15 protein-coding genes are annotated in these 17,696 nt (G+C 42.6%); 7 read left to right on the plus strand and 8 right to left on the minus strand.

The features are described 5' to 3' along the window. Positions 1 to 90 precede the first annotated feature (90 nt). Positions 91 to 4,383: a caspase family protein gene (locus tag JGK39_RS11910; protein ID WP_293296567.1), complete on the minus strand. Its 4,293-nt coding sequence runs from the start codon at positions 4,381 to 4,383 to the stop codon at positions 91 to 93. 144 nt (positions 4,384 to 4,527) lie between these two features. Here JGK39_RS11910 and JGK39_RS11915 point away from each other — a divergent pair, with 144 nt between their 5' ends. Then, positions 4,528 to 4,989 carry a hypothetical protein gene (locus JGK39_RS11915; protein ID WP_293252536.1) on the plus strand — a complete coding sequence of 154 codons (462 nt, stop codon included), beginning with the start codon at positions 4,528 to 4,530 and terminating at the stop codon, positions 4,987 to 4,989. Further along, a complete protein-coding gene (locus JGK39_RS11920; protein WP_293252533.1) occupies positions 4,986 to 6,512 on the plus strand; it encodes a hypothetical protein in 1,527 nt (508 codons plus the stop codon). The genes JGK39_RS11915 and JGK39_RS11920 overlap by 4 nt, the downstream gene beginning before the upstream one ends. 72 nt (positions 6,513 to 6,584) lie before the next feature. On the opposite strand, the gene JGK39_RS11925 is transcribed toward JGK39_RS11920, so the two are convergent. Continuing rightward, positions 6,585 to 7,226: a hypothetical protein gene (locus JGK39_RS11925; protein ID WP_293252530.1), complete on the minus strand. Its 642-nt coding sequence runs from the start codon at positions 7,224 to 7,226 to the stop codon at positions 6,585 to 6,587. Between the two features lie 74 nt (positions 7,227 to 7,300). Between JGK39_RS11925 and JGK39_RS11930 the strand changes: the two genes are divergently transcribed. Next, complete coding sequence (locus tag JGK39_RS11930) at positions 7,301 to 8,317, plus strand: YihY/virulence factor BrkB family protein (protein ID WP_293252527.1); 1,017 nt, start codon at positions 7,301 to 7,303, stop codon at positions 8,315 to 8,317. Positions 8,318 to 8,421: 104 nt separating this feature from the next. On the opposite strand, the gene JGK39_RS11935 is transcribed toward JGK39_RS11930, so the two are convergent. Continuing rightward, positions 8,422 to 8,610: a hypothetical protein gene (locus JGK39_RS11935; RefSeq protein WP_293252524.1), complete on the minus strand. Its 189-nt coding sequence runs from the start codon at positions 8,608 to 8,610 to the stop codon at positions 8,422 to 8,424. On the opposite strand from JGK39_RS11935, the gene JGK39_RS11940 reads away from it, so the two are divergent. Beyond that, positions 8,609 to 9,271, plus strand: a complete 663-nt coding sequence (locus JGK39_RS11940) for a hypothetical protein (RefSeq protein WP_293252521.1) — start codon at positions 8,609 to 8,611, stop codon at positions 9,269 to 9,271. The two genes, JGK39_RS11935 and JGK39_RS11940, sit on opposite strands and share 2 nt — an antisense overlap. 162 nt (positions 9,272 to 9,433) lie before the next feature. Here JGK39_RS11940 and JGK39_RS11945 read toward each other — a convergent pair whose 3' ends face one another. From JGK39_RS11945 to JGK39_RS11955, 3 genes are all read right to left on the minus strand, one after another. Further along, the gene (locus JGK39_RS11945; protein ID WP_293252518.1) at positions 9,434 to 10,126 is read right to left on the minus strand and encodes an MAE_28990/MAE_18760 family HEPN-like nuclease; all 693 of its coding nucleotides are present in this window, start codon (positions 10,124 to 10,126) and stop codon (positions 9,434 to 9,436) included. Between the two features lie 111 nt (positions 10,127 to 10,237). Beyond that, positions 10,238 to 10,801, minus strand: coding sequence for a DUF262 domain-containing protein (locus JGK39_RS11950; RefSeq protein WP_293252515.1), 564 nt, complete (start codon positions 10,799 to 10,801; stop codon positions 10,238 to 10,240). A 173-nt stretch (positions 10,802 to 10,974) separates the two neighbouring features. Next, positions 10,975 to 11,211 carry a hypothetical protein gene (locus tag JGK39_RS11955; protein WP_293252513.1) on the minus strand — a complete coding sequence of 79 codons (237 nt, stop codon included), beginning with the start codon at positions 11,209 to 11,211 and terminating at the stop codon, positions 10,975 to 10,977. 200 nt (positions 11,212 to 11,411) lie between these two features. On the opposite strand from JGK39_RS11955, the gene JGK39_RS11960 reads away from it, so the two are divergent. Next, the gene (locus JGK39_RS11960; protein ID WP_293252510.1) at positions 11,412 to 11,591 is read left to right on the plus strand and encodes a hypothetical protein; all 180 of its coding nucleotides are present in this window, start codon (positions 11,412 to 11,414) and stop codon (positions 11,589 to 11,591) included. A gap of 18 nt (positions 11,592 to 11,609) precedes the next feature. Next, positions 11,610 to 11,798 carry a hypothetical protein gene (locus JGK39_RS11965; protein WP_293252507.1) on the plus strand — a complete coding sequence of 63 codons (189 nt, stop codon included), beginning with the start codon at positions 11,610 to 11,612 and terminating at the stop codon, positions 11,796 to 11,798. 291 nt (positions 11,799 to 12,089) lie between these two features. Here the strand turns inward: JGK39_RS11965 and clpB are convergent, their stop codons facing one another. Beyond that, positions 12,090 to 14,705: an ATP-dependent chaperone ClpB gene (gene clpB / locus JGK39_RS11970; protein WP_293252504.1), complete on the minus strand. Its 2,616-nt coding sequence runs from the start codon at positions 14,703 to 14,705 to the stop codon at positions 12,090 to 12,092. Positions 14,706 to 15,042: 337 nt separating this feature from the next. On the opposite strand from clpB, the gene JGK39_RS11975 reads away from it, so the two are divergent. Next, complete coding sequence (locus tag JGK39_RS11975; RefSeq protein ID WP_293242088.1) at positions 15,043 to 15,249, plus strand: type II toxin-antitoxin system prevent-host-death family antitoxin; 207 nt, start codon at positions 15,043 to 15,045, stop codon at positions 15,247 to 15,249. Positions 15,250 to 15,885: 636 nt separating this feature from the next. Here the strand turns inward: JGK39_RS11975 and JGK39_RS11980 are convergent. Beyond that, entirely contained in the window at positions 15,886 to 17,601 is a 1,716-nt protein-coding gene (locus JGK39_RS11980; protein ID WP_293252501.1) for a HAMP domain-containing sensor histidine kinase, read from the minus strand. Positions 17,602 to 17,696: the final 95 nt, after the last annotated feature.

A 17,696-nucleotide genomic window follows, 5' to 3' on the forward strand; every position in this document is an offset into this window, starting at 1 on the left:
ATTGAGTTTATTCTAGCATGGGGAAATGGCGATCGTGCAGTAGCGTAGCCAAGTCACGCTAGGAAAGAATATATTGAGGTGGAAAGTAGCCTAATTTTTCTCATTACTAATCCCATCACAGAGATGTTTATCACTATCACTCACATTTGGGTTGCTTTTCAAATAGTCATGCAGCCAGTTACAGCCTCGTGACATTAAATCATCCAAATCTAGATTCCATAAAATAACAGTTCCATCATCACCAGCAGAGGCAATTATTTTACCATTCGGGCTAAGACTAATCTCATTCACTCCACCAGAGATATGTCCCTTGAGACTGCTTAACTCTTGTCCTTGCAAACTCCAAAGTTTTACCGTACCATCCTCACTAGAAGAAATAATAGTCTGACTATCTTGACTAAAAGTAACGCTAGTAACGGGCTGACTATGCCCTTTGAGATTTTTGAATTTTTGGCTATCCACATTCCATAACTTCACCATATTATCATTACCAGCAGCAGCAATCATTTTACCATCTGGGCTGAGACTAATAGGAATAAAAAAAGCACCGTCGCCTTGAAGTATTTTCATTATTTTTCCATCTATATTAAACAGCTTGATAATGTTGCCATTGGAAGTGGCTACAATTTTTCCATCGCTACTGAAACTGATGCTATTGATCGGATTTTTATCTGCTTTTATACTATTAATTGGCTGCCCAGTTATGTTCGATAACTTCACTATGCCACCCTCTGAAGTAGACATCATTTTGCCATTGGCACTCAAGCTAAAACCTCTACCCGTTTTCAGAGTATTAAGTAGTTGTCCATTTAGGTTTCGTATTTCTATTATGCCGTTATCTCCATTTGCAGAGGGAACAGTCTTCAAAGAGAATACTGTCTTACTATCAGGGCTAAAACTGACACTATACGAAGGAGAATATGCGTCGTTTTGTTGGGTATGACTAAATGTTTTAAGTTTCCTTCCTTGCAAATCCCATAACTTTACTATGCCATTTCCTGTTATTGAAGTAACCAACTTACCATCAGGACTAAAGCTGGCACTTTCAACAGAATTATTGTTATCGTAGCTAATTCTATAGTTTTTATATAAGTCGTAGTCAGGCTCTTTCAGGGCAGTGAGTCCCTGTCCTTGTAAATTCCAGAGCTTTACAGTACCATCCATACTGCCAGAGGCGAGGATTTTACCATCTGGACTAAAACCGACGGTACGGATAAGAGCGGTATTTCCCCTAAGAGTTTTGACTGGCGTTGTATCTAAGTTCCATATCTTAATCATTCTATCTCCACTTGCAGCAATCATTTTGCCATCTGGGCTAAATTTGACATCCCAAACTTGACCTATATCTGCTTTAATGGTTTTGACTTCATCTGTATCTAAATTCCATAATTTAACAGTGCCATCCCTACCGCCAGAAGCAACTATTTTGTTATCTGGGCTGATCCTGATACCCCAGACATTACTTTTATGTGGTTCTTTGAGAGTTTTTATTTCTGATTTTTCTAAATTTACTACGGAACCATTTTTAAAGGCTAATAATTTACCATCTACACTACAACTAAAATCACCATTACCATAGTATGGAGGTATTTTTATAGTTTTTAGTAATTTTCCATCTAGATTCCACAGTTTTATAATATCTTTATCATTATTCATGGAAATCATAGTTTTGTATTCTAGTCTTACACAGAAAAACTTTGTCGATTGTAATCTAATAGTTTTTAATTCTTTTCTATCTAAGTTCAACAGTTTAAGATCATTTTGATTGTTGAAATCAGAATAGCTAATAGTTTTGCTATCTGGACTGAAACCCATATATGAGCCTTTAATACTATTAATTTCTCTGCCGTCTAAGCTCCAGAGCTTAAAAATTATTTGGTTAGCAGGATCAAATTTTTGATCGCTCCCATAATTGAACTGGTTCACTTGAGACACAAGTGTTTTGCCATCAGGGCTAAATTCAACATGATAAACTTTATCAGTATATTTTTGGAATCGATTATATTCATTAACTCCATAGACAACTTGTTGTAGCGCTGCGGTAGCTCGTATTTTGGTATCTGCATCCAATACTCCACTTAATTTCTTGAGATTTTTACCTGTTTTCAAACCTTCTATTAGCGCTTCAATATCTACACCAGAGGCAAGGAGACTTTCTAGCTTAAGGCTTTCTGCATTGATTTCAGCATTGGTTTTCCGTTTATCTGCTATTTTTTGCTGAGTCAAAGCCCAACCAGCTAATCCAGTCAGTCCCACAAGTACCGCAGAAACTGTAACAGCTAAATTACGACGGTTCTTTTTTCTATTTTTAATACTTTTCTGAACAAATTCCTGAGTAAATCCAGACAGCGGTACTAAATCAGAATAACGCTTAATATATTCCTCTGCCTTTGCCAATTTTGTTCCTTGCAGCAGATAAGCCGATTCTCGCTGCTTACCTTTATCTCGCCATTCCTTAGCTGCATCTTCAATTGGCTGTTTAATTATCAGTGCTTCTCGATGTTCCTCCAGCCAACCACCTAACAGCCCCCAATTACGAATCAGTGTTTCATGGACGATATTCACTACCGCAACTCGCTGTCCCTCTAACTCTTGCTCACTGGTAACAACTAATTTCGCATCAGCCAAACACTGCACTACCTTATTTACCAATTCTTCAGACTGCTGAGAATTAACTAAATCTTTTAGCCAAACTTGCTGACGAGTATTTGGAGTATTTTCATCTTCACTTAACCGAGTCAATTCTAGAAAAATCCGCCTAGCAGCTTTTTGCTCCTCTGATTCCTTTAACCCATCCGATTTTTGTTCCTCTGACAATAAGGATTGGTACACAGTATCAGCATGGTTTCCCAGTGCCTTTTGCACTCCACCCAAACGGCTATAATCCGAAATTGTCAAAAGATTAGAGCTACTGTTATCCCATAATTGGGTCAGGGTATATTGCAACAAGGCTAAATCGCCAGGGGAATCCGACACATCAGCAATCATCTCATTGACTAAAGCGCCATCAATTTCTAACTCCACCAACTCAGCAGATTTGAGGATAACTTCTTGCAACTCTGGGCGGTTCATTTGTTCAACTGTTACCAAATTATTCTCAATTTTGTTAGCTGATATAGCATACTCTTGCTCGGTAAATTTTTGTTGAAAATCATTCCGCATTACCAACACCAAGCAGAGTTTATTTCCTAAATATTCTACTGCACCCATTAGGTACGCAAAGAACTTTTGTCTCTCTTTTTCATCCCGACATTGGGTAAAAATTTCTTCAAATTGGTCTATCACCAGCACCACTCGCTCAGTAGGAAGACGATCGATGAAATGCACTAAATCATCGGGTGCTGTAAGCTTTCCAACCACTTGCTCTAAACTTTTAATCGGATCAATACCAGGTGTAAATGGCTGATAAATTGTCCATCTATCGCTTCCATGTATCTTCTTACCCAGATAGAGCTGATACAGTAACCCAGCTCTAACAACTGAAGATTTACCACTTCCAGATGCACCCAGTACCGCGATAAAATTACTAGAGCGTACCTTATCAAGAAGCTGATTAGTTAGTTGTGTACGTCCGTAGAAATATCTGTGATCTTCAGCTTCCTCTGGTTTTGTCGGATTGAAATCAAAATATTCTAACCCCTTGTAGGGACAAATATTACCCCGAACTCCGCCTTTGTATGTGAGGATGATTTGACTACCTGTGTTGCCGAAAACGAAATGCTGTGATGCGTTATTTGGTATTGCTTCCAGCCTTGGCTTTAATGTGTAATTAGTAACTCTACCATCATCTTTGTTAGTGGGGTCAAGTGCTTGCAACAAAGCAGGAGTCAGCACTCCTCCGTAAGCTACCTGAAATTCGCGACAAGCCGCAATAAAACAACGATCGAAATCTCGCTGTTGCTCAAATTCTGCTAAATTCTGCTCTATAAAATTGAATAACTCTCCGCTATAACAGCAATCCAACCACACAATCTGCTGCCGCACCGGACTATCTTTTAATATTTGATGTAAGCGTTTCAGTGAAAACAGACCTTTGTCACAGTCCTCTTTAAAAGAAGCTTCACTGGTGACTAGAAAACCTTCAGGTTGTCCATTTTTCTCGCTTCGCCAACCATGACCCGCGAAAAACAAAAGTGCCGTCTCTGGAATTATGCCGCTTTTTGGCTGAAAAAGCTGGGTAATAGCCACCTCTAGTTCTGACGAGGTAACAAGTAAATCTTGTGAGACTTCCCTCTTATCATAAATTGGCAACCGATGTACCTCAAAGCTGCCGTATTCCTCTAAAAGTTGGGCAATCTTCTCGGCATCCTGTGCTGCTGTTGACAGACTGTCTCCGTGAGGATATTCATTGATGCCAATTACCAAGGCTTGTCGCTTCGTCATGTTCGCCCACTCATGCAGTAGTGTCTTTTCTGACTATACACAAGCAAATTAGTTTCTGCCGGATTTAATGTTTTTTTTGTGTAGACTACTATTGCAGCGATTTTGACTTGCTGTATATACTGGTAATATCCACAAAATATTTTTATGACTGTATCCATTGACACCACTTTACTAGCGTTGCTGCTAGCTCTGAGCAACTTAGATGAACCCCTGAGTCCAACTGAACAAGCTGCCCTAAATAAGGTGGGTAAACAGTTAGATGCTAATCAAGCTTGGGATCTCATCGAAAAAGGATTGATGAAGGTGGTTGTGGCGAATGATTCCTTAAATCAGCAATATCAAGTTGCTATAGCTTTGCTAGAAGCCGTAGATGGTAAGATACCCGCTGGACTACTACCGACGGAAGCTGAACTAGAACAGGTACTAACAGTTGAAAATAAACTGGAAAAACGTGCTGGCAAAAACAAGCGAGTTGAAAATCCTCAAAGCAACGAAATTCTCAACATGGGTATCAAAGTTGTGAAAAATACTGACCCAGTAGCAGAGAGCAAAAAAGTGCCTTTGGAAAAACTCAAAGATTTCTTTAAAACAACTTTGAATAAATGATAAACCTCGTCTATCCTAACCTATTTCTGTTTCTTTACGACCTGCGGGAAGGATTGGGCGAAGATTCCCAATCCTTAACAGAAAATCAGAAAGATTTTGCGGCTAAATTACCGACAAATATTCGCTCATCCCTGTTTGACCGCGATTCTGTTTTTGAATCGGACTATCTGGAACTTCTGACAAATGGATTTGAAGATTTTACTGACAGCGACAAACCATTTGAAGGCCATTATTACCCTGTTCGTTTGAACGATACTTATGGGTTACTTTTGGGTTGTTCTTTTCAGGAAGATAGGACTCCTCACCCAGTCACTTGTCTTGCCAAATTTCAAGCTAAAATCAAGGAAAAGCTAAATAATCAGTACCCAAATATCGGGCAAACCTGGCTGATTGTGACTGAGATGGACAACCCAAACATTAGTCCAGAAGAAGTTGCTAAAAAATGCTGTCAATCCTTAAATATCGGCTTGAAATGGGAACGAGATTTCCAAGGTAAAGGGTCTTTTCTGGGAGGGAGTATATTTGAGCTTTCACGATACGAACTGCTGATGGATGAGTCAACACAGAATGCTAAACCGCGCACTATTCAAGAAATACAAAAGAATATCCATCTCATTATCGCTGTAATGCCTAGCAGTGATGCTGCCAAAATAGTTTGGGAAGATTTTAACACTGAACTGCTGCGCTTATTTTGCTATCGCCATAAAGTTTTCTGGGCTTACGCTCAAAGTCGCTATCTGAAACAACAGCTAAAAAAAGATTTCAGAGTCATTAACCAACTCGTAGGAAACATCGGCAGTCAAAATCTCAAACAACTTCGTAAAACCGTCGATGATGCCCAAAAAATATCACCTAAGTATACCATAAAGTTAAATTATCTAGATGCTCAAATTCGCACTATTGAAATTAACGCCATCAACTATAGTAGACGGATCGGTACTATTGGCGATCGCCTAAATCAAATCCAAGCCCAAAACGGACAAAACCCGATCGCTCAAATCCTCCCTATTCTATCCTGGTTCCAATCTGCCACAGCCACCTCAAACCCTACCTCGACGAATCCCACACCGCTGTTATCTCAACTCGCAAACTTGCAACACCCCTACGATCTAAAATTCCTGGAAAAATTTAGCAAAGATGTAGAGGAAAAATACCAATTACAAGTGCAAAAAGACTATGCAAATCTTAGTCCAGGCTCACAATTACTGCAAGACTTAATCAACTCAAGTCGGGCAATTACAGAGATAGAACAAGCTGAGCGCGATCGCAATTTCCAAAACACTGTTGGCATTATTGGTGCTGGACTAGCAGTGGGTTCCATCGTCGCCTCAATCGAAATACCGACTGAGCAAAATGACAACTTCTTAAATCCCCCGCTCGATTTGGCGCTTTCTACTCTACATATTCCAGGCGCTTGGTTGCCTTTTGCCATTAAGATTACCTTTAGCTTGAGTGCCGCACTCGCCGCTGGGTTATTTACTGCTACACTAATTTGGATAGGACAGCGTAGGCTGAAAAAGTAACAACTGAGATCCGGCATCATTTTCAACTAGCCACAGCGAGACACTTTGTCATTGCTACCGGATTTGATATTGCTAATTCCCAAACGGCGGTAAATCGAGTAACTGGTTTTTAGAAGGTGGAAGCTGGGCGGGATTTCGGCCAGTTTGCGCGGGATTTTGGCGGATTTCGATCGCAGTTTCGCTAGGATTTGCGGTGCGAGTAGGGACTATTTCGAGAGAATAGGCTGGTGATGGTTCCATTTTTGTAGTAGGAACAGTTTGTGCTTTGGTGAGCAAGTCAACGGCGTCTCCGAGGGCGGTTGTTAAATTTCTGCTAGTCTCGGCGTGACGGGCTTCTTCTTGTTTGAGGGCTTGGGTGAGTTGTTTGATTTGTTCGATCGCCCGATCGCGCTCTTCGAGAACTTCTGCTAACTTAGTTTTAAGTTCCCCAACTGTATGCAATTGTTCAACCTCCTGCAAGCGTGCAACTCCAGCCTCGTCACCTTCGGGCGCAATCGGGGAGAAACTTTGAAATTCCTGTATTTGTGCTTCCAAAGCATCAATGGTTTGCTGGTTTAATTTAGCATCATTCCGGCGCTGCTCGGCTTCGGTATTGTAGAGTTGGCGCCATTGAGCCGCACTTTCACCAGCCTCATCGCGATCGCGCGAAACCTCTGTTAACTGCTGTTGCAGCCGCTTAATTTCATCTAACCACTGTCTGATATCTTGAGACATATTGTTTATTTTAGATTTTAGATTTTAGATTAGTCATTAGTCATTGGTCATTAGTCATTGGGAATTTGTAAGCTATGAACATTTATTACTGGTTGCGCTACCTGATTTTAGCCTTGTTTAAGGCACTTTTGAGGCTGCTGAGAGCTGTCAAAACGAAATTTGGTGATTTTTGGCAGTTTTGTCGGTGTTTGACTTGGAGCACGCTCAAGGAAGTCGGCATGAAAGCGGGAGAGCAGCGGTTGCCGGGGCTGTCTGCGGAAATGGCCTACAATGCTATGCTGGCGCTGTTTCCGGGGCTGTTGGCTGTCTTGTCGGCGATCGCCCTGTTTGAACCTTTGCAATCAACACTGTATCAAATGGCCGGTCTTTTGGGAGGAATTATACCCAATGACGTGCGAAATTTAATTCGGAGTTCCCTCACAGAAATTCTAGCAATACGCAACCAACAGTTATTTTCACTAAGTTTTGTAGTATCGCTGTGGGCATTTTCTGGAGTAATGAGCGCCGCGATGGCAGCCCTCGATCAAATTCATCAAATCCCGCCTACTCAAACTCGATCTTTTATTAAAGCAAAACTTATTTCTATTTTTCTAAGTATTGGGACAATTTTGCTACTAATCTTAGCATCAGGAGTTGTCTTTGTCAGCGACTTAATTGTGCAAGCTATTGCCCGCCAGAGTTGTTTGTTAGAGTCCGTAGCAATTTGCAATTTAAAAGATGTCAAGAGTTGCCTAATTTTTCTTCCAGATTGTCCCTTAGAAGCACAATTATTAGGTGTTTGGCGACTGTGGCGTTGGCCTAGCACCTTGGGCATTGTATCCCTTGCCTTTGCCTTTGTTTACCGCTACGGGCCGAGTCTCCGTCACCCAAGGACACCGATTTTTTCTGGGGCTGTGTTTGCGGCTCTGCTGTGGGCGCTGCTTTCAGGTTTATTCCGATTTTATGTTTTGAATTTAGGCAATTACAATTGGACTTATGGCACGATCGGAACTTTTATCGTTTTGCTACTCTGGCTTTATCTGTGTTGTTTGGCGATGTTGATCGGTGCTCAGTTAAATGTGACTGTGGGAAAGGCAATGAAACTCAAATAATGGGCATTGGGCATTGGGCCTTTGTTATTTGTTATTTGTTATGACAACAGTGAACAGAGAACACTTAACAGTCAAAAAACTATTATTAATTACCGGATCTGAGATTATCGGCGCAGTACAGTGCTGAGAATACCCGCAATAAAAGACAGCAAAATCAGTATCCAAATAACACCACCGGGCATGAATGTCAAGAAGCCGACGCCTCTGAGAATCCAAACTAGCAAAGTTATCCCGAGGAGTGTCAAGAAGATGCGGGTTGATAATCGAAATTGAAATCTAGGAGAATTAGTCATGTTGAATCTAAAAATCTTATCTGGATCGATGATAGCTGTTTTGCTGGCGATCGCCAGTCATCTCACCTTAATCTCGACTCCCGGCGCTGCTGTGGCGCGTGCGGGTGCAAATACGCGGGGGGAAGTCGCCAATGCTGCTGCAAAACCTTCCTCTGTAAGTGTAGCAATTGGCGATCGCACAATTGGCGAAGCAAAAATCGGCATGACTTTCGGACAAGTCAAGCAGGCTCTAGGTTCCACAGCCCAGTTTAAGGTAGAGTCTCCTTTTATGGTAGACTTCGATGCAGTGGCGGTTAGTCGATCGGGAAAAGTACAGTATCGGATTATCTACGCAGCCGGTACAAAGCTCAAAGATACCGATGTTATTGAACTTTTGATGACAGACAATCCTAATTATAAAACACTTCAGGGCGTCGGGCCAGGAATGACATTAAAACAAGCCGAGGCAATTTACGGCAAAACTACTTTATCTTATAACGTGGATAATGAAATGAGAGAAAATGTAGTTTTTGCCAACCAACCGACTCGAAAAATTATGTTTGTTCCCAAGGCTGATGGAAAGCAATTTGCAGGGGTTTACGGGGCTGGAAAAGGTGGATTTTATGAGACGAATAAGTATCAGCCAAATGCTGTAATTAAGTCCGTGATGGTGCGGAAGTAAGTTATCATTCATGGACGCCAAAACCCGTTTTTTTAACGTAATTGCGTCATTTTAGGTTAATGTCGAGGGCGAGAAACCGGGTTTTTTGATGTTGCTGCCGGCTGTAACGAATTTTCTCGCAAAAACCCGGTTTCCGATCGCCCGCATCCAAGACTATAACAATTAAGGATTACCTGTGGGTAACTCCAAATACTCTTCATTGTCAAGATAATGTCTGATATTTTCCAGTATTTGCGTCAAATACTCTATGACTTCTTCCTTAATTTCTAATAGTTGCTTAATTGTTTTATCTCGCCCAACTTCCTCAAAAGACTTAATTCCGTGCGCTAAATCATTTCTATTACTTTTAATCGCTACAAGATTTTGCCCGTTTTTTGTCTTAGTAAAGTTTGTTTGATATGAAAAACCGTATTTGTCTGCTATTTCTTTAATTAACCTAGCATCCACATTTCCAGAAAACAGTTCTTCACGTTCAAATGTAGCTGTGATGATATCAGTAGAGAGTTGGTTAATTGTTAAATAAATTTTCTTAGGAGAACGATTTTTAAGATTTTGGAGGACAATCAGTTTAATTTCGGGTTTGAGTTGGTCAAAAGTGACTGCTTTATTTTTGAATTCCTCAAATATGGATTCTATCGCATTTCTCATAGTAGATTCAATTAAGTTATACAGTAACAAAAAACCATTTGCTTTGAGCGTTTTTGCTAACTCTGGATCGAGGCTTTGAATTTGGTATTTGCCAGTAGTATCGAATAAGGCTAACTTCGTTGTCTGTTTTTCCAATCTCTCCAGAAAAATGAAGTAATCATTCACCTCTTTGGCGCGTGTATTGAAGTCTAAAAATACAGTATTCATGAGTGTGACATAGCAGTTAATTGCGGAGATATTCAAGACGCGCAACTACTTTATTTCTAAAACGGGTTGCCTCAGATTTTGTGCAGTATGTAAAATGGATTTACATTGCTATTAAAATGATTGTATGCGTTCAAATAAATCTCTTCGGACTTCCTTATTTGCAGCTTCAGTTAATTGGATCGTCCGAACTGTCTTTCGGTTGAAGTTCCTCTGGCGAGGCAGGAGTAAATCACTAAACTTAAATCCATTTAACTGCTCTATTTTTTTGAGTCCACTTAAGGTTAATTCGTTGTTAACAAATCTAGTTAGGGTAAGAATTCGTTGTGCACCGTATACGATCTCTAAACGTGGTTCATCATTTTCATCATGACCGATATCAACAACGAATATAGAAGGTATTGGCAGCCCCCAAATTACCGATTCGATAAACTTTGATTGCCTTGCGTCATCCCAAACAAGTTCGCGTTGGTAGTTGGGAATAAACAATTTATTAGTATCATCATTAACTCCTTCCATATATTTTTGAACAAGTATTTCGAGTGGATAGTCTCTCGTATCGTAATTAATTTGCTTCTGCTTGTCGCGGATTTCCATTTCAGCGGCATTTCTGTCTTGAAGCGTAATTTGTTCTAGTTGCGATCGCATATTTTTAAGTAACGAAGAAGCATTGTACATAGTAGCATTTTACCACAACCCAGGGTTGATAAAGTCCTGTTCGGAGAATTTTAGTGTTGAGGCTACCGCAGTGTAAATTCTGATTTGACTAAGATGGTACGGCCGATCGCACTTATCAACAAAAGTGCGATCGCCCATATTGCATCAACTCAAAACAGCCAGAAAATTACAGTTTATAACGCGCTGCTGAGGGAATTAGAAGCACGATCGCGCAATGCCTCCAAACGATTGCTTTCCCCCTTTAAATCGAACACAACCTCAAACTTAACGTGGGGTATAGTTTGTCGCAAAAACTGAAAATGGCCGTCTGCATCGGAAGGGCTGCGGAAGCGCGCAACAATAATCCATTGCCCAGAGGGTAACAGACGGGCGATCGCCCAACAGCACAAGCGTTGTTTATATGTCATCATAGAATTCGTCTCCATTGAATGTTGGAGCCAGAGCCAGCCCGGAACCTTGGACAGTTTAGGGGCTGGCTTCTGACTGTTTATAGGTTGCAGTATAACATACTATAACGTAGTCTAAGATAGTTTCACGTAATATGACGTACTCGCTCTTAACTCAAAACAGCGTAAGATGGACTGTGTTGATATGTTTTGCAGTGCAACGAATGGCTTCACGGGGAAGAGTTACCGCATATCTGCCAGAGGAAATTCAAAAAGCTCTGGAAGAATGGGCAGAAGAGGACAGCAGATCCGTTAGCAGTTTGGCAACGTACCTGCTGACGAAAGCTGTTCGAGAGCGTCAAGAGTTGAAAAAGGATGAATCTAGAAGCGATCGCCCGAGTTGAATTGGCGCTCAATTGAGAGTGTGCGAGTTTGTTTTTGCGGGGAATGAAAAGCGATCGCACTTATCGACAAAAGTGCGATCGTCAATTTATGAGTTAATGCGAGTTATTGCGATCGGTCTCAACACAAATAATATTGGTTCGATCGTTCGGACTTTAGTCCGCATCCACCCTAGGACTGAAGTCCGAACGATCAAACAGTTTTTTTAGAGGTAGAATTTAGCAGCAAGATATTCATGGAGAAACTGAGTTTTCAAGCAGCTACCACGATTGAAAAAAAATCGCTTTAAAAATAAGGTGCACATTCCGCACCTACAACTGTTCAGGAAACCAGGTTTCTGTGGCTTCGCCGTAACTCCGATAGTTCTAGACACAACTGTCAAATTAAATCAAAAGTACGTTGTTGCGCTTCAGCGCTCTATATGAAAGAGCGCTGAAGCGCAACAACGTACCTAAAAATTCATTCCTCTAAGAGTATCAGTTGCGTTTAGGACTGTCCTATTATTTCGCAGTCACCAACTGGGCCGGCAGGCGCTTAAACGCCAACCTTTCATTTTCGATATCCACAAAAATGGTATCGCCATCGACAAAATCTCCCCGCAAAATACCCTTAGCCATTTGCGTTTCCAACTCGCGCTGGATTCCCCGTTTCAACGGGCGCGCACCGTACACGGGATCGTAACCAATTTCGGCTAAAAAGTCGATCGCCAATTCCGACAATTTTAGCGACATTTTGCGATCGGCCAAGCGTTTTTCCAAGCGCTTGACTTGCAACAGCACGATTTGGCGCAATTCGGCCTTACTCAAACCGTGGAAGATAATCATCTCATCAATCCGGTTCAAGAATTCCGGGCGGAAAGTTCCGCGCATCGCATCCATCACCCGGCTACGCATTTGTTCGTTATCTCCCGCCACATCCAAGATGTATTGAGAGCCGACATTCGATGTCATAATAATCACAGAATTCTTAAAGTCAACCGTGTGACCTTGAGCATCGGTAACGCGGCCGTCATCCAGAATTTGCAGCATGATATTGAATACATCCGGGTGCGCTTTCTCGATTTCATCGAATAGAATTACCGAATACGGACGGCGGCGCACAGCCTCAGTTAATTGTCCGCCTTCGTCGTAGCCGACGTATCCCGGAGGCGCACCAATTAAGCGCGAAACTGCGTGTTTTTCCATGTATTCCGACATATCAATTCGGACGATCGCCTCTTCGGTGTCAAACAGGTATGATGCTAATGCTTTCGCCAACTCGGTTTTACCTACACCCGTGGGGCCGAGGAAGATAAAACTCGCCACCGGGCGGTTGGGATCGGCCAATCCCGCGCGCGATCGCTGAATAGCATCTGCAACCGCCGTCACCGCTTCATCCTGTCCGATTACGCGCTTGTGCAGTTCATCTTCCAAGTGCAGGAGTTTCTGCATTTCCGATTCAACTAACTTGCTAATCGGAATTCCCGTCCACTTAGAAATAATCTCAGCAATGTCAGATTCCGTAACTTCTTCCCGCAACAAAGTTTTACCTGTGGTTTGATTTGCTGAAAGTTGAGCTTCTGCTTCTTGCAATTGTTTTTGCAATTGAGTTAAATTGCCGTATTTCAACTCAGCAGCGCGGTTGAGGTCATATTTTAATTCAGCTTGTTGAATTTCAATATTTACCTTATCAATCTGTTCTTTAATCTTTTGAATGCTGCCGATAACACCTTTTTCCGATTGCCATTGGGCATTCAAACTGCTTTGCTGTTCCTTGAGGTTGGCTAAGTCTTTTTCCAATCTTTCCAAACGTTCGATCGATGCAATATTGCTTTCTTTTTGCAGCGACAGCCTTTCCATTTCTAGCTGCAAAATCCGGCGGTCAATTTCGTCTAGTTCTTCCGGTTTCGAGGTAATCTCCATTTTGAGTTTGGCCGCCGCTTCGTCCACTAAGTCGATCGCCTTGTCGGGAAGGAAGCGATCGCTAATATATCGAGTAGACAAAGTAGCCGCCGCCACTAGGGCGCTATCGGAGATTTTCACACCGTGGTGAACTTCGTAACGTTCTTTCAAACCCCGCAAAATCGAGACAGTATCTTCAACTGTCGGCTGATCGACATAAACTTGTTGGAAACGGCGTTCTAAGGCCGCATCTTTTTCGAGATATTTGCGGTATTCGTCGAGAGTTGTAGCGCCGATACAGCGCAATTCGCCCCGGGCTAACATCGGTTTGAGCAAATTGCCAGCATCCATCGATCCTTGGCTGGCGCCGGCACCGACAACGGTGTGAATTTCATCTATAAATAGGATGACTTTGCCGTTGCTATCCATAACTTCTTTGAGCACGGCTTTCAACCGTTCTTCAAATTCTCCCCGGAATTTTGCACCAGCAATTAACGCGCCCATATCCAAGCTAATTAATTGTCTGTCTTTGAGAGATTGCGGCACATCTCCGGTAATAATTCGTTGGGCGAGTCCTTCGGCGATCGCAGTTTTGCCAACTCCCGGTTCCCCAATCAGTACGGGGTTGTTTTTGGTGCGGCGGCTCAAAATTTGAATCGTGCGGCGAATTTCGTCATCCCGTCCGATTACCGGATCGAGTTTGCCTTGACGGGCGGCTTCTGTCAAATCTCGGCCGTATTTTTCCAGCGCTTCATATTTGCCTTCTGGATTTTGATCTGTCACTTTGTTGTTCCCCCGGACTTGGGCGATGATGTCTTTAAGCTTGGCTTCATCTAGTCTAAATTCTTGGAGTAGATTTTTGCCAAAGCGATCGTCCTTAACGTAACCCAGGATCAAATGCTCGATCGAGATAAATTCATCACCGTACTCTTTGCGATAAGCTTCAGCCCTGTCTAGCAGGGTATCGAGGGAACGGCCGAGATAAACGTTGCCACCGCTTCCAGAGATTTTCGGCTGGCGGGTGATAAACTCATCAGTGCGATCGCGCAATTTTGCCACAGAAACTCCAGCCTTGTTAAACAAGCTGCTAGCGAGTCCCGATTCTTGTTCCAGCAAAGCTTTCATCAAATGTTCGCTTTCTAGCTGCTGCTGCTGGGCTGCTTTAACGAGTTCGGGGGTGCGGGCGAGGGCTTCCCAGGCTTTTTCTGTAAATTGGTTAGGATTATTCGGTTGCATAAATTTTAATTCCCTGAATTCAAAAACATGACTGCTGTCAAGGCAATGGCTTAATTGCTCGTACAATTGTCATTGTAGGCAGTTGCGGACGGCGGGGCGATCGGTGTTCCCGTATGTGGAGATAGGTATTTCCGCCCTGTGTTTGAGCTTCTGGTTTGTAGAGAGGACTTTAGTCCGCAGGTTTGTAGTGAGGACTTTAGTCCGCATAAAATCAAAGGACTCAAGTCATCAAACAGTATAGGTTTGTAGTGAGGACTTTAGTCCGCATAAAATCAGAGGACTCAAGTCATCAAACATATAAAAACTGTTTAAAGTTCAACGCCGAGAGGAAATATCGATGATTCCATTACATCCTGAGTTTATTACCAAAAACGGCAAAAAAGAATTTGCAGTAATTCCTTATGAAGAATTTGAAGCACTGCAAGAATTAATTGCTGACATAGAAGATTTGATCGATTTGAGAGCAGCAAAAGAAGAAGATGCAAATCAGCCTTCTCTGCCTTTAGCAGAAGTGAAAAGAATGTTAGGATTACTCAATAATTAATCCGTCTAAACCTGTGTTTCCTGCAACTGGGGGGCAACTTGAATCTGCGGCATCGGTTCGAGGGGAGTATTTACGGGTGCGAACCTGCAATAGCACACGACAATAGTCTCAAAGTCACCGCTAGGTAAATCTTCCGAGTAAGTTTGAACTCGGACGACTTCCCAATCTCCTACTCAGCTGTGCGTGCTCGCAGCGGGAAATTTTGAATCGGCAAACTTTTCTATCCGGTGAAATTCTCGAAATCTGTACCGGTTTCTGTACTTGCCCATTTTTCCAGTGTATAACAACTAATGACTGCTGATTAATACCAATTTTAAAAAAGAATGCAACAGTATTCTTGTCCCCCCCGCAATACAGCGGGGGGGCTAGGGGGGGTCGAAGAGTGTTGCACGATTTTAGAAAAATGGTATAATTTTGCAAGGTGCGTCGCGGGCGAGATTGTCGATTTTTTTTGGGATTGTTGATGGCGACGCACCCTACGGCTAATGACTTGCCTATTTTTCCAGTGTATAACAACTAATGACTGCTGATTAATTTTGCACCGGTGCGTCGCGGGCGAGATTGTCGATTTTTTTTGGGATTGTTGATGGCGACGCACCCTACGGCAAACTGTCAACTGTCAACTGTCAACTGTTTTCATGCCTGCATCACCACCCGTTCCGGGAGAGTGACAATAAAAGTTGAACCTTTACCGTTCTCGCTTTCGACGCTAATTTCGCCGCCGAGAATTTGACACAAACGCTGGCTAATTGTCAATCCCAAACCCGTACCGCCGTACTTCTTAGTAGTCGAAGCATCAGCTTGAGTAAAAGGTTTAAATATTTGCTCTAATTGCTCGTTTGTCATTCCAATCCCAGTATCGCTGACTCTAAAAATTAAAAATTGAGAACTGTAGTTTGCACCAGAGTTAATATCATTATTTTTCTTTCTTTTCTTAGGTTTTGGCTTTTCATTTTTAATTTTTTCGATTTCGATCGTAATCACGCCTTTTTCGGTAAATTTGGCAGCATTGCTGAGCAAATTGAGGAGAATTTGCCGGACTTTCGGTTGGTCGGCGTACATCATGCCCAGTTCACCTTTTACTTGCAGCGTTAAAGCATTGCCTTTTTTCTCTACTAGCGGTTGAGCCGTAGTCATCACTTCTTCAATCATCGTCGCCACATCGAAGTGTTCTAAATAAAGCGTGACGTGACCTGCTTCTATTTTAGAAATATCGAGGATATCGCTGATCATGTCGAGCAAATGTTTGCCTGCGGTTTGAATTTTTTCTAAGTCGGGGAGAAAGTCTTCGGAACCGGAATCTTGAGCATCTTCTTGCAGCATTTCGCTGTAGTTGATGATGGCGTTGAGGGGGGTACGCAGTTCGTGGCTCATGTTGGCTAGAAATGCACTTTTCGAACGGTTGGCAGCTTCGGCTGCTATTTTTGCTTCTTGCAAGTCTTCCGTGTATTCAGCTACTCTTTGGATCAGTTCGTTGATCGAAATTGCCAGCATTCCCACTTCGTCGGAAGTTGTAACGGGTACTTGCAAGTCAAAGTTTGATTCTTCTGAGACTCGCTGAGCGATCGCGGTTGTGGCTTGTAGCGGTCGGGCGATCGCCCTGCTGGTGTATATTGCCAGTAAAGTGGCGATACCCGCCGATACCAACAGAGAACCAACCAGAATCAGAGTTCCGAGTTGTTCAGCTTTCTCGTAGGTTCTAAAGGCCTCGTCTGCTTTGTCTCGAAAGGTACCAGCCAGTTTGGCCGAATCCTGCGAAAACTGTTCGAGTTTAAAAGCGTTGTTCCCCGTGGCAAAATTATTCAAGTTCCGCTGGAATACCTGTCGCTGCTGCGGATTCAAACCAGATAACTTGGCATTCCCCAGCAGTTTCTGGACTTGTTGGAAGTAAGCTTCTACAGTTTTGCCGTTGGCTTTCGCGAACTCTTGAATCTCTTGGTAATCTGTTACAACAGTGGAATTTGCAGTCGGCGACTGGCTTTGCAGTTGTTCTAGCTGTCCGCTCATCTGAGCAACGCGAGTCAGAAAGTCCGATCGTTCGCGATCGAAAATTTGCGGTTGTCCCGTTAAATTCAGCAGCAATTGCTGGTGAATTCTGACTTCCTGGGCGCTATTATTCAGATTGGTCAAGATTTCGGCTTTATCTCGGTCGATCGCCAGTTTTTCTCTCACTTGCTGTTTGTGATAGGACTCTACTCCCCGTCCCCCGGCGGCGCCCAAAATGGCAATACCAATGACCAAGGCGTATCCGCAGCCGATTTTTTGCCTGATACCCAAGCGGCCCAAAAGACTTTTCAAACCTATTTGAGGATCGTTCTGGAGTTGATTGTTCGAGGCTAAGGTTGAAGACATGGGCAATATACTCGTCACCCTGAGGGGCATTATCTATTATTCTAATTCATGCCTGCCTGAGGATAAATAAAGTTCTGGCGAATAGCCAAATTTCG

Origin of the sequence: Microcoleus sp. PH2017_12_PCY_D_A (assembly GCF_020738565.1) — a bacterium.
Classification (GTDB): Bacteria; Cyanobacteriota; Cyanobacteriia; order Cyanobacteriales; family Microcoleaceae; genus Microcoleus.